Source organism: Robiginitalea aestuariiviva, assembly GCF_029537735.1.
GTDB lineage: Bacteria > Bacteroidota > Bacteroidia > Flavobacteriales > Flavobacteriaceae > Robiginitalea > Robiginitalea aestuariiviva.
The window spans coordinates 251,715-264,605 of sequence record NZ_JARPUQ010000002.1 but is presented as its reverse complement, the minus strand read 5'-3'; the positions used below and the strand labels follow the sequence as shown (position 1 = coordinate 264,605).

The 12,891-nt window shown below is 55.1% G+C and carries 10 protein-coding genes and 2 tRNA genes; 6 read left to right on the top strand and 6 right to left on the bottom strand.

Annotation, left to right across the window (positions count from 1 at the left end):
• The first annotated feature begins 232 nt into the window (after positions 1-232).
• The 3 genes from rho (at position 233) to OZ410_RS07870 (ending at position 3,434) form a co-directional block, all read left to right on the top strand.
• Entirely contained in the window at positions 233-1,912 is a 1,680-nt protein-coding gene (rho, locus tag OZ410_RS07880) for a transcription termination factor Rho (RefSeq protein ID WP_277707405.1), read from the top strand.
• Between the two features lie 160 nt (positions 1,913-2,072).
• Positions 2,073-2,723 carry a hypothetical protein gene (locus OZ410_RS07875; RefSeq protein WP_277707404.1) on the top strand — a complete coding sequence of 217 codons (651 nt, stop codon included), beginning with the start codon at positions 2,073-2,075 and terminating at the stop codon, positions 2,721-2,723.
• Positions 2,724-2,729: 6 nt separating this feature from the next.
• Positions 2,730-3,434, top strand: coding sequence for a hypothetical protein (locus OZ410_RS07870; protein WP_277707403.1), 705 nt, complete (start codon positions 2,730-2,732; stop codon positions 3,432-3,434).
• A gap of 66 nt (positions 3,435-3,500) precedes the next feature.
• Here OZ410_RS07870 and rpsT read toward each other — a convergent pair whose 3' ends face one another.
• The 4 genes from rpsT to proS form a co-directional block, all read right to left on the bottom strand.
• Positions 3,501-3,752, bottom strand: a complete 252-nt coding sequence (gene rpsT / locus OZ410_RS07865) for a 30S ribosomal protein S20 (RefSeq protein WP_277707402.1) — start codon at positions 3,750-3,752, stop codon at positions 3,501-3,503.
• A 66-nt stretch (positions 3,753-3,818) separates the two neighbouring features.
• Positions 3,819-3,890, bottom strand: a tRNA-Glu gene (locus OZ410_RS07860).
• 46 nt (positions 3,891-3,936) lie between these two features.
• A tRNA-Glu gene (locus OZ410_RS07855) sits at positions 3,937-4,008 on the bottom strand.
• Between the two features lie 96 nt (positions 4,009-4,104).
• A complete protein-coding gene (gene proS / locus OZ410_RS07850; RefSeq protein WP_277707401.1) occupies positions 4,105-5,580 on the bottom strand; it encodes a proline--tRNA ligase in 1,476 nt (491 codons plus the stop codon).
• 95 nt (positions 5,581-5,675) lie between these two features.
• On the opposite strand from proS, the gene OZ410_RS07845 reads away from it, so the two are divergent.
• On the top strand, positions 5,676-7,079 hold the full coding sequence (locus tag OZ410_RS07845) for a hypothetical protein (RefSeq protein WP_277707400.1): 1,404 nt from the start codon (positions 5,676-5,678) through the stop codon (positions 7,077-7,079).
• A gap of 37 nt (positions 7,080-7,116) precedes the next feature.
• Entirely contained in the window at positions 7,117-8,625 is a 1,509-nt protein-coding gene (locus OZ410_RS07840) for an OmpP1/FadL family transporter (RefSeq protein WP_277707399.1), read from the top strand.
• Positions 8,626-8,750: 125 nt separating this feature from the next.
• Here OZ410_RS07840 and OZ410_RS07835 read toward each other — a convergent pair whose 3' ends face one another.
• Both OZ410_RS07835 and OZ410_RS07830 read right to left on the bottom strand, forming a co-directional pair.
• Positions 8,751-10,148 (bottom strand): T9SS type B sorting domain-containing protein, encoded by a 1,398-nt coding sequence (locus OZ410_RS07835; RefSeq protein ID WP_277707398.1) that lies wholly within the window; start codon positions 10,146-10,148, stop codon positions 8,751-8,753.
• A 109-nt stretch (positions 10,149-10,257) separates the two neighbouring features.
• Positions 10,258-12,072 carry a T9SS type B sorting domain-containing protein gene (locus OZ410_RS07830; RefSeq protein ID WP_277707396.1) on the bottom strand — a complete coding sequence of 605 codons (1,815 nt, stop codon included), beginning with the start codon at positions 12,070-12,072 and terminating at the stop codon, positions 10,258-10,260.
• A 127-nt stretch (positions 12,073-12,199) separates the two neighbouring features.
• On the opposite strand from OZ410_RS07830, the gene folE reads away from it, so the two are divergent.
• Positions 12,200-12,883 (top strand): GTP cyclohydrolase I FolE, encoded by a 684-nt coding sequence (gene folE, locus OZ410_RS07825; RefSeq protein WP_277707395.1) that lies wholly within the window; start codon positions 12,200-12,202, stop codon positions 12,881-12,883.
• Positions 12,884-12,891: the final 8 nt, after the last annotated feature.

Here is a 12,891-nt window from a genome sequence, read left to right as displayed (position 1 = left end):
GCAGCCGCAACCGGGTGGTTTCAAAAGGATTGCACCCCAAAATTAAGCATGTGCCCGAAAGCAAATTCGAAATTTATTCGTATACTTGTACCGTTATTAGTTGCAGCACTTGCCAAAAACGGGCGTTTCCGTTCCCACGCGCTATCCCGATAACATTTCTTCAAGTTTACTGGTTTAAAGACCGACCCTGAAACACACAGCCTTACTTCTAACACGTATTATCTAACATTTCATGTTTGAGATTTCCGAATTAAAGGCAAAGAAATTGCCTGAACTTCAGGACATTGCTAAAGAATTGAATGTCCCGAAATACCGCACCCTGAAAAAACTGGACCTGGTGTACCAAATCCTGGACCTGCAGGCCAGCAACCCTGCTGCAGTACGCGAACAAATCAAGGAGAGCGGCGAGTCCGAGCCGCAAAAGCTCGAGCAGGACAGCAAAGACAACAAACCCCAGCGCGGCCGGGGCCGCCCGAGCAACCGCAACACACAACAGCGGCACAAGCAAAACGGCGAAGACAACAAGGATACCCGCGAAGAGGCCGGGGCTTCCCAGAACAAGGAAGGCAACCGCAGCCCGAAAAAAGAGGACGACCGGAGTCAGAAACGAGACGACCGCAACACCCGCAAGGACGACCGCGGCCCGAAAAAAGACGACCGTTCCCATCAGCGCAAGGATTCCGGAAGTACCGATCACCAGAAGCGCAAACCGCACAAGAAAGAACAACACGCCGATAAAAAGAACGGCAATTTCGATTCCAACCAGAAGAACAAGTACAAGCAGCCGGAGTACGAATTCGACAGTATTATTGCGAGTGAAGGCGTACTGGACATCATGTCCGACGGCTACGGCTTCCTGCGTTCCTCGGACTACAATTACCTCTCTTCCCCGGACGATATTTACGTTTCCCAGTCCCAGATTCGCCTTTTTGGCCTGAAATCCGGAGACACCGTTTTGGGGAATGTACGCCCCCCGAAGGAAGGGGAAAAGTATTTCCCGCTGATCAAGGTGAACAAGATTAATGGCCTGGACCCGGCCGTGGTGCGGGACCGCGTGGCCTTTGAGCACCTCACCCCCTTGTTTCCCAAGGAAAAATTCAAGCTGGCAGATAAATCCAGTAACATTTCCACGCGCATTATCGACCTGTTCTCCCCCATCGGAAAAGGACAGCGCGGGATGATCGTGGCCCAGCCCAAAACGGGTAAAACCATGTTGCTGAAAGACATTGCCAATGGCATTGCTGCCAACCACCCCGAGGTATACCAGATTATCTTGCTGATTGACGAACGCCCGGAAGAGGTAACCGACATGCAGCGGAACGTACGCGGGGAAGTGGTGGCCTCCACCTTCGACAAGGAAGCTTCCGAACACGTACGGGTGGCCAATATTGTGATCGACAAGGCCAAGCGCCTGACCGAATGCGGGCACGACGTAGTGATTCTGCTGGATAGTATTACCCGTCTGGCACGGGCCTACAACACCGTACAGCCTGCCTCCGGGAAGGTCTTGAGCGGGGGTGTGGATGCCAATGCCCTGCATAAACCCAAACGGTTCTTCGGGGCGGCCCGTAACATCGAAAACGGTGGTTCCCTGACCATTATCGCCACGGCCCTGACCGAAACCGGATCCAAAATGGACGAGGTGATCTTCGAGGAATTTAAAGGTACAGGCAACATGGAACTCCAACTGGATCGACGCATTGCAAACCGCCGGATTTTCCCGGCCATCGACCTGGTGGCCTCCAGTACCCGCCGGGACGACCTGCTGCTGGACGAGCAAACCCTGCAGCGCATGTGGATCTTGAGGAAATACCTGGCGGACATGAACCCCATCGAAGCCATGGAATTCCTGGAGCAGCGCATCAAACAGACGCGTTCCAACGAGGAATTCCTCATGACCATGAACGATTAAAACGCCTCCTTAAGGCAATATAAACCCGGCCCCTGTGGCCGGGTTTTTTATTTTCCAGACACCCCTTATGCACCCCTGGCGGGAAAGGAAACGGATTAATATGTTACTTTTAACGTACGTTCCCCGGTTCAATAACCTTCTAAACCTTAAATCTACACCTATGAAACGTAGTGTAATCCTTAGCGCTGCCCTGCTTAGCGGCAGCCTTTTGTTGTCCGGCTGCGGGCAACAAGGCGGAAAAAACGGGGAGCAGGAATCCCAAACCGCACAAACGGAAGCAACCCGTCCTTCTACCATTATTCCCCTGAACCAGGCACAGCAGTCCTACCGGCGCTACAGCGCCCGCCGGGTTCCCATCATCCGGAAATACGAAGATTCCGTAAACCTGGCCATGGAAGCCGAAAAACCCTTTACCGCAGCCCGCTATGTGGCCTTCGACTATAAGACCCTGAAGGACTATATCGCCTACATTGAACAGGAAGCCGGCAAGGTGAATGCAGATATCACCAGCCTGCGGGTCTATTTTGGCAACAATGCAGCCAACCCCGGGCCTATGCACCCCCGCCAGAATACCGTGATGCTGGTACCCGCAGTGAAGGCAGACCCCCAGAGCAATGAACAATGGGGCCTGTATATCAACAACGGGCAGGTGGGATACCTGAGTATGGATCTCAGACCTACCAATCCTAAAGAACAACAAACCCAGCAACGGGAAGAAGCCGGTTTTCTCCCGGCCTTCAACCTCCTGATGCAGGGTGATGGCAGCCTGATCCTGAACGAAGGCTCTTCCGCCCCACCTCCTTATAATTAAGCGCTCATGCCAAGCGGGTCCCTAGCAGTCATCTGGCAGGAGCCTTTCCTGCTCCTGTACCTCCTGGTGGTGGTAGCGTCCCTGTGGAAGTATCCCAGGTATTACGACACCCCCTTGAGGTACCTGCCCATCCTGCTCATGTATACCCTGCTCACTGAAGTTATGGGGACCATTATCCGGGACGATAATAATTTCAGCATCAACCTCTCCGAATTCTATTACAACAACAACTGGTTGATTTTCAACATCTATAACCTGATCTTTTTCGTGTATTTCGGATACGTCTACAGCCTGTATCTCTCGGCTCCGGGGTGGAAGAAAGCAGCCCGCGCAGGGCTGGTGCTCTTTCTGGCAAGCAGCGTGGTGAATGCCTTTCTGGAAGATTTCCGGGTCTTTAGCCAGTTGTATGCCTATACCGTAGGGGGAATTCTGATGATCGTTTTGGCCTGGGCCTACCTGCGTCAGCAATTCCGGTTGCGGCAACGCATCCCGCTGCATGGCAACCTGCTGGTGTGGATTAGCCTGGGGATCCTGGTCTTTTATATAGGGTACCTCCCGATCAAATACATTCGCGCTTCGGTAGCCAATCTGGAGATGTTTAGTATGCCGGAACTGATCCGGCCCCTGCATCTGGGATTGATCCTTTTTATGTACGGCTGTTTCCTGATCGGACTGTTAAGGTTACACCGCATGAAAAATCCCGGGCTGTAACCCGGGAATCGGACATAAAAAAACCCGGCATGACCTGCCGGGTTTTCTATATATCAAATAATGCGCTTACAGGTGGGCCACCTGTTTCATCAACTTGCTCTTCAGGTTGGAAGCCTTGTTGCTGTGGATGATATTGCGCTTGGCCAGCTTATCGATCATTCCCACAACGGAAGGCAGCAGTGCTTCGGCCTTTTTCTTGTCGGTCTCATTACGCAGCTTTTTGATAGCATTACGCGTGGTTTTATGCTGGTAACGGTTGCGCAGGCGTACGGCTTCGTTTCTGCGGATTCTCTTCAGTGCGGACTTGTGATTTGCCATATTTGTTTACTTAAAGACCGGGTGATTCCTCAATTAATCCCGGATTCCTGTATAATCAATTCTTAGTAGCCCGTAGGGGATTCGAACCCCTGCTACCAGGATGAAAACCTGGCGTCCTAACCCCTAGACGAACGGGCCGTTATTTCAATTCCGGATGCCCGTTTGGCATCCTCCGTTATTCTTGTAGCCCGTAGGGGATTCGAACCCCTGCTACCAGGATGAAAACCTGGCGTCCTAACCCCTAGACGAACGGGCCATACCTGAGAAGGGGTTACCCCACCTCCCATTTAGGCGCCTGCAAAAATACAATTATTTTTTTCCCTAACAACAGGTACAAACGATTTTTTCGCACTTAATAAGCCTTCGCAAAAAGTACCCGGTAAGGAGAGGGTTTACCCGTGCGCACGCAGGATCCCGGATCGGGTTGTGGGTCCAGGGGAATGCAGCGGATGGTGGCCTTGGTCTCCTCCTTGATCCGTTCTTCGGTTTCGGGGGTGCCGTCCCAGTGGGCGCTCACAAAACCACCCTTCCCTTTAATCACCGCCTTGAACTCTTCATAGGTATCCACCTCGGTGATGTTGGCATCGCGGAAGGCGCGGGCTTTTTCAAATATATTCTCCTGGATCTCTTTCAGCAAGCCCTCTACATGGGCTTCGATCCCCTCCATTGGCACCACTTCCTTGGTCAGGGTATCGCGGCGGGCCACTTCAAGGGTACCGTTTTCCAGGTCCCTGGGCCCTACCGCAAGGCGTACGGGAACGCCCTTTAGCTCATATTCGTTAAACTTAAACCCGGGTTTGTGGGTGTCCCGGTCGTCGAATTTCACGGAAATGCCACGGGCCCGGAGGCTTTTGGCAATGGGATTGATTTTTTCACGCAGGGTTTCCAGTTGCTCCTCCCCGCGGTAGATAGGTACAATCACCACCTGTATAGGGGCCAGCATGGGGGGCAGCACCAGGCCGTTATCGTCGCTGTGGGTCATGATCAGCGCGCCCATCAGGCGGGTAGATACGCCCCAGGAGGTGGCCCAAACATAATCCTGCTTGCCTTCCTTGTTGTCGAACATCACGTCAAAAGCCTTGGCAAAATTCTGGCCCAGGAAGTGGGATGTCCCGGCTTGTAAGGCTTTGCCGTCCTGCATTAGCGCTTCGATACAATAGGTTTCCACAGCCCCGGCAAACCGTTCGCCCGGGGTCTTGGTTCCGCGGATCACCGGAACGCCCATGTGTTCTTCAGCAAAGGTGGCGTAAATGTCCAGGATGGTTTCGGCCTCCGCAATGGCCTCTGCCTCGGTGGCGTGGGCGGTATGCCCTTCCTGCCAGAGGAATTCGGCTGTCCGGAGGAACAGGCGCGTCCGCATCTCCCAGCGCACCACATTGGCCCACTGGTTAATCAGCAGGGGCAGATCCCGGTAGGACTGTATCCATTTGCGGTAGGTATCCCAGATAATGGTTTCGGAGGTAGGCCGCACAATGAGCTCCTCTTCCAGCTTGGCGTCTTCATCCACCACAATCCCACTGCCGTCCTCGGCATTCTTAAGGCGGTAATGGGTTACAACGGCACATTCCTTGGCAAAACCCTCTACGTGGCTGGCTTCCTTACTCAGGTAAGATTTCGGGATAAACAAGGGAAAATAGGCATTCTGGTGCCCCGTATCCTTGAACATCTTATCCAGGCCTGCCTGCATCTTTTCCCATATGGCAAAACCATAGGGCTTGATCACCATGCATCCGCGGACACCGGAGTTTTCGGCCAGGTCGGCTTTCACGACCAGTTCGTTATACCATTTCGAATAGTCTTCGCTGCGCTTCGTTAGATTTTTTCCCATTCACCCTAGTTTGGCACAAATCTTGTGCAAATATTAACGGAAATCATTCGCCAAAGCTAACTATTTTTAGTATGTTCAACAATAAAATTGCAGCCATGAATCCAAGCACACCCCTCCCGAAATTCCGGTTTACCCCGTTGATCGGGCTGCTTGCGGTCCTGACCGCCTCCTGTGGATCCTACCAGCAGGCTTCCTACTACGACCGCGACGGCATTTACGCCACCGACGATACCCCCCGAACCGAACGGGTAGCGGCACGTCCTTACCAGGCGCCTGCGCAACGTCCGGCCCGTAACCAGGACAATGCCTTTTACCAGGATTATTTCGCCCAGCGCGCTCAGGAACTGGACCGGATCATGGAAGACGACGTTTTTACGGACATCGAAGGATATTCCAGTACGGCACAAGATAGTATTCGGATGTACCAGGATAGTCTGGCCATGGCGCGGGACAGCCTGATCGGCAACCCGGATGATTACTTCAACAACTACAACAACGACTATGCCGGCTACCCCGGATGGGGAGACAGCGGGCAGAACGTCTCCATTAATTTTTACAACAATCCTGGCTGGGGCTGGGGTACCTGGGGATGGTACGACCCCTGGGGATGGAATTACCCGTATAACAGTTGGGGATGGTATCGCCCATGGAGAACCGGCTTTTGGGGCTGGGGTAACTGGGGTTGGAACAGCTGGGGTTGGAACAACTGGGGTTGGAACAGCTGGGCATGGAACTACGGATGGGGCTGGAATAACCCCTACTACGGCTGGGGCTGGAATTCTCCCTATGTCGGATACCGTGGGTATGCCACCGGATATAACATTGGCCGTCGCGGGTATTATACCCGCAGCAACCTGAACCCTCAGGGCATTCGGTATACGGCAGCCCGGAGCAACATTACCAATTCCAGATACCGCACCAACAGCGGACGGTCTAACACAGGTATTCGGAGCAACCGCAACGCTACCTCCCGTTACAGCCGTAGCCGGATCAACTCCGATGCCGTAGCCCGGAACCAGGCCTATCGCTCCAGCAGGAGCTCCAGGACCAGCCCGTCGTATAGTAACCGGAGCTACCGGGGCTACAACAATTCGGCCTCCCGCAGCAGTAACCGCACTTACGGCAACTACGGAACCCCGAACCGGAGCAGTTCAAACCGCACCTATTCCGGCAACAGCCGCGCCACCAGATCCTATAGCGGCAGTTCCCGCTCATACAGCGGCAGCAGAAGTAGTGGCGTATACCGCGGCAACTCCCGGTCTGCAGGCAGTTACCGGGGCAGTTCAGGCTCCTCAGGTTCCTATCGCAGCAGCGGCGGCAGCAGCAGGTCTTCAGGCTCCTTCCGCAGCAGCGGCGGCAGCAGCAGGTCTTCCGGTTCCTTCCGCAGCAGCGGGGGCGGCGGCAGGTCTTCAGGCGGCAGTATGCGCAGCAGCGGGGGCGGCAGCCGCAGTAGTGGCGGACGGTCTTCCGGCGGTCGCAGCGGGCGTTCCAACGGCTAATCCAGCCTAAAATCTTTTCGGACTTAAACCCTATTCTATGAAACGTATTTTCACTTTCATCCTGCTCGGGTTATGCGCAGGGGCCAGTGCCCAAACCATTGGGGATGCCCTTCGCTACAGCCTGGACGAAACCATGGGCACAGCCCGTTTCCAGGCCATGGGTGGCGCTTTTGGCGCCCTGGGCGGAGACCTGTCTGCCCTGAATATTAACCCAGCCGGCTCTGCGGTTTTCAAAAACGGCTTCCTTAGCGTAACGGGGGGGCACTACAACCGGGATAACCGGGCCGGTTTCTCCGGTTACGGAACAGCCACCAATTTTAGTGGAGTGGAACTCAACCAGGTGGGGGGCGTTTTTGTCTTCAATAGCCTGGGTGGGTCCGGATGGAAAAAACTGGCCCTGGCCCTGAACTACGACCTGGTCCAGAATTTTGATGACGAATTCCGCGTGGTGGGGACCACGGGCGTTGGATTAGACAATTATTTCCTGAATTTTGCTCAGGGGGTGCCCCTGGGGCCCCTGCGCGTCCAACAGGGCGAGAGCATTGTAGACGCCTATTTCGATATCGGGTCCAGCCTGGGGTTTGCAGATCAGCAGGCCTTCCTGGGCTTCCAGGCCGGGTTTATTGACCCGGTAAACCCGGACGACGATGGCAATACCCAATATTTCTCGAACGCTTCCTATGCTACGGTAAATCAGGATTACCTGCAGCAGACTAACGGATATGACAGCCGCTTTACGGTGAATTTTTCGGGCCAGTACGAAGACAACCTCTTCCTGGGCGCCTCTGTGAACCTGCATTCCGTGTTGTACGAACGTGTAACCTTCATGGATGAGACCGGGTACGATGCCGGTTCGGCCATACAATCCTCCACCTTCGACAGTTTCTTGCATACAGAAGGCTCCGGAGTATCCTTCAGCCTGGGGGCTATTGCCCGTGTCAATGACAATGTACGGGTGGGCGGCAGCTACCAATCCCCCACCTGGTATAACCTGGCGGATGATTTTGCCCAGCGGGCCAATACCGACTTTGCGGACAAAAACCCAAATATCACCAACATCGATTTTGGGGTGGTCAACCTCTTTGAGGACTACACTGTAAAAACCCCGGGCAAGTGGACCGGTTCAGTTGCCCTGGTCTTTGGAAAACAGGGCCTGGTGAGTTTTGATTACGACTATCAGGATTTCTCCAAGGCGCAGCTCAGGCCTACATCCGACCCGTCCTTTAGCTCCGAAAACGAGTTTATTTCCCAGGAACTGGGCGGGGCCTCCGGCTTTCGGCTGGGCGGGGAATACCGCATTGAGCAGGTGAGCCTGAGGGGCGGGTACCGCTTCCGCCAGAGCCCCTACCAGAATAACAGTGCCTGGGGGGACCTGCAGGGTTATTCCGGTGGTATCGGGTATAGCTGGGGACCCAACCGCCTGGACCTGGCCTACACCCGTACCGAGCAGGACGTGAGCGAGGCGCTTTACGACGGGGGGCTGAACGACGCCCTGATTAATCGAATCCGGAATTACCTGACCCTGAGTTATTCGCTGAACTTTTAGGCTTCCCCTATACAAGAAGAAAAGCCCCTTTTGCAGGGGCTTTTTTTATGCCCTGCCGCAATGGGATTGCAGGGCTATGAGCGAAATTGTTGCCGGGCGGGCGGGTGGGTCCCTTAAGGAACATCTTACCGCTTCAGCGTAAAGTGCGTACGCACCAGATTTGCCACCAGAATCCCGTCTTCGTCCCGCTCGTATTCCAGGCGGAACCAGTAATCCGAAGATGGCATGGGGCGGCCATTAAAGGTGCCGTCCCACCCCAGGCTGGTCTCGTCGATTTGTTTGAGGAGTTTCCCATACCGGTCAAAGATAAAAACCACCGGGTCGGTCAGGGTTTCGATCCCCAGGATATGCCAGGTATCGTGAATGCCGTCGGCATTGGGAGTAAAGAATTTGGGGTAGCCCACCATCAGGAAGGGAATGGGCTCTGTGGTGCCGCAGCCATTGGTATCATTTACGACCAGCGTATTCTGGCCCGGGGGAACATCTGTAAAAATGGGGGAATCCTGGAATGGGCCTCCGTTAATGGCGTATTCGTAATCCCCGTCCCCCTGCATAAAGATTTCTATGGTATTGCTGTCGGAAAGGTCCTCCAGCACGTCAATCCGATCCAGCACAGGGGGGCCGTAAAAGGTAATCAGGACATCATCTGTGATGATCGTAGCCTGGTTGGTTTCAATCTCCACAAAGTACCGGCCGGAATCCGGGCTGGAAACCACCCATTCAGTTTGGGCCGGGCCACTGGCCAGGATGGCGTCCACCACCCCGTCGTCCTCGTAATCCACAATCCAGGTCACGTTGGCAATATCCGGGCCGGCCGGGGAATTCAGGGCAGACAGGGTAATGTCCGGGTCCCCTTCGCAGGCCACAATGTCCAACCCCAGAAATTCATCCCTCAGGGAACAGTCCAGGGCCGTATTCTGGTCCTGGTTAACCGAATTCCCGGTAAAGGTGAGGGAAAAGGGCTCCGGGTCCCCGTCAAAATTGGTGTTGTAATTATTGATCAGCAGGTAATACAGTTCCCCGGGCTGCACCTCCAGGAACTCGTCGTAAGTATTCTGGCTCCCCTTCACGAAGGGCTGGCCTACCTGCCCGTTCTCCGGGTTTACCCCTATCCCCGTATAACGGGTATCATTTACCTCATAATTGCAGCGAATGGGTTGGGCGGTTCCATTGCTAATGGAGCCACAGTCCACATCCGGGCCATACAGGGCAAAGTCCCACTCAGCCGTATCGCTCAGGGCTTCAATATCGAAACCGATCTGCCCCCCGGTACCCGCGCGAAAGACAAACCAGGAGGTATTGTGTTCAATATTGGCCGAAGAAATAGACCCCTTCTCCAGACAGCCCGATTGCCGGATCACATCCGGGTCAAAGTCGTCTATATCCCCACCCCCGTCAGCAAAAGTGGTAATGACGGTATCCGCACAAACCGGGATAGCCGAACGGCAATCCGGGGCATTCTGAGCTTGGAGCAGTTGCAAGGGCAACAACCAGCCCAAAAAGAACAAAACGGCGTACTTCATGGAAAGCAGGGTGCTTTTTTACTCTTACTATAACTCGAAGCCCCTGGGTTTAGTATGTTCTATCCGGAATTTCGGAAGGGATTTCGACCAACCGCAAACCCTGCCGGAATCAGCGTTTCAGGGCAAAATGGGCCTGCAGGAACTGGTCTTGTATCCGTTGCCCCCGGGGGTCCGTATACTCCAGGCGGAACCAGTAATCACTGTCGGGCAGGTTAACCCCGTTAAAGGTACCGTCCCAGCCGGGGCTCGATTGGTCCAACTGTTTGAGGAGCTTCCCGAAACGGTCGAAAATAAAAACCACAGGGGCTTCCAGCTGCTCCAGCCCCTGCACATGCCACAGGTCGTTGATGCCATCCCCATTGGGGGTAAAAAAGGGAAGGAAACCCACCACGGTAATCGTTTCTGTGACCTGTCCGCAACCCAGGGCGTCGCGCATAGTAAGCTGATGGGTACCCGGGGTCACCCCTTCAAAGACGGGGGATTCCTGAAACGGACCGTTATCCAGGGCATAGCGAAAATCTCCTTCCGCCACCGGCACCACCGTAATGCGGTTGTTGGCCTGCACATCTTCCAGGAGGATGGAACCTATCCCCGGGGGCGTGGAGACCTGTACCTGAACGCTGCGCACCGTTTCGCATCCTGACCCGCTGCCGCCCGCCCTGGCGGTCAGGGTATAGGTGCCGGGGGCATTGACCTGCACTTCCGGGCCTGTAGGCCCGTGGTCCCAGAGGTATTCCACCCCGGGTTCGGCCGTGGCCTGGCCTATGGTCACAGCGGTGCCATCGCCGCAGATAAAAGCTTCTTCCGGAAAATCCAGCAAGGGTTGGGCTGCGCTGGTTACCTGAAAGGACACGGAAACATCATAGCAAATAGGATTGGCCAGCGAGGTGGTGCGGACGTAGACGGTATACATCCCTGCCGCAGGCTCCCATAGCCCCGGCAGCGGGTTGCGGTCTGCCCCGGCATCTGACGGATCGGTGTAATAACTGACGCGGAATTCGGAAGGCGCCTGCACCCCCAGGGCAGCCGCATCCAACTGGTGCAGGTTAAGACCCTGCCCCTGGTCACAATAGAAAAGATCCGCAAGGGGGTTGGTATAGGGCACGGGGCTGAAGCCCACCTGTACATCGCTGATGATTTGGGATCCGTCCGGCATAAACACCTGTACGCGATACATCCCTGCCTGGGTGGCGTTAAGTGTCGGGTTGGTTTCCCCGGACAACGGCAAAAATCCGGAACCGGCATCCAGGAACCAGGCATAGGCCGTAGCTGTGGGCGTAAAAGCATCCAGGGGCACCGTATCCCCCTGGCAAGCAGCCACGGGCGGGCCCAGCAGGTTGCTTACTATGGAGCAATCCAGGGCCGTATTCGGGGCATCCGTAAAGATCTGGCCGGAAAACTGAATGGAAAACCCGGAATTGGTATTACTGAAGTTGTTGATCAGCAGGTAGTAGTCCTCCCCGGCCTGCACGTCCAGCCAGGGTTCGTATTGATAACTCTCCGTATTGCCGGTAGGGTCTTCCCCTACCCCCATATAGCTGGCTCCCTCCTGGTTGTCGTAAAAGTTGCATCGCACCGGATCCCCCAGGGTATTGCAATCCGATGCCCGATACAGGGCAAAATCCCAGTCTTCCGAGGCGTCAAAGGCGATGTTAAAGCCCAACTGGCCCGAAGCCCCGGTACGGAAGCGGTACCAGGCCGAATTGGATTCGATGTACCCGCTGGTGGTTCGTTCCAGGCACCCGGAGGCTGCTGCGCCCCCGAAATCGTCTATCCCATAACCGGTAGTCCCCCCGTTTACCGGGGTATTGCTGCATATAGGCACCGCCTGCCCGCAGTCCGGGGCCACCTGGGCACAAAGCACCGCCCCGCACAGCCATAGGCTGCCGGCTAGCAAGAGGTCAATCGGCTTAGGTATACGCATGTTAACCATGGGTTCCCCTAAAGGTAAAACGCGCCTTTGCCTTAACACGAATTTATGTTGTGTACCCCGGGCTTCGGGCCATTAAGTGCTATTTTATGTATATCTTTGCCACTTGAAAAGTAGCGAAATGGCTCATACCGATTCTGCCCTGGAATCCTCTCAGGACCTCTACGGGGACGACCACATTTCGAGCTCGGAGCAAACACCGCTCCGGCCCGATGCCTTCGTGCTGAGCGACGAAGAAAAAATCGAACGCATCAGCAGCAATGTGCGCGACATCCTCCTGACCCTGGGGATGGACCTGGACGACGACAGCCTGAAAGGCACCCCCAACCGGGTTGCCAAGATGTTTGTCCGTGAGATTTTCGGCGGGCTCCACCCGGACCGCAGGCCCAAGTCTTCCACCTTTAGCAACAAGTACAAATACGGCGAAATGCTGGTGGAAAAAAACATCACGGTATACAGCACCTGCGAACACCACCTGCTGCCCATCGTGGGCCGGGCCCATATCGCCTATATTTCGAACGGCTCAGTAGTGGGGTTGTCCAAAATGAACCGGATTGTCGATTACTACGCCAAAAGGCCCCAGGTACAGGAACGGATGAACATCCAGATCGTACGGGAATTGCAAAAGGTGCTGGGCACGCAGGACGTGGCCTGCGTGATTGACGCAAAGCACCTTTGCGTGAATTCCCGCGGCATCCGCGATGTAGACAGCAGCACGGTAACAGCCGAATATGGGGGGCGCTTCAAGGAAGAAGCCGTCCGCCGCGAATTCCTGGATTACATCAACCTGGAGACTGAATTCTAAGCACAGGC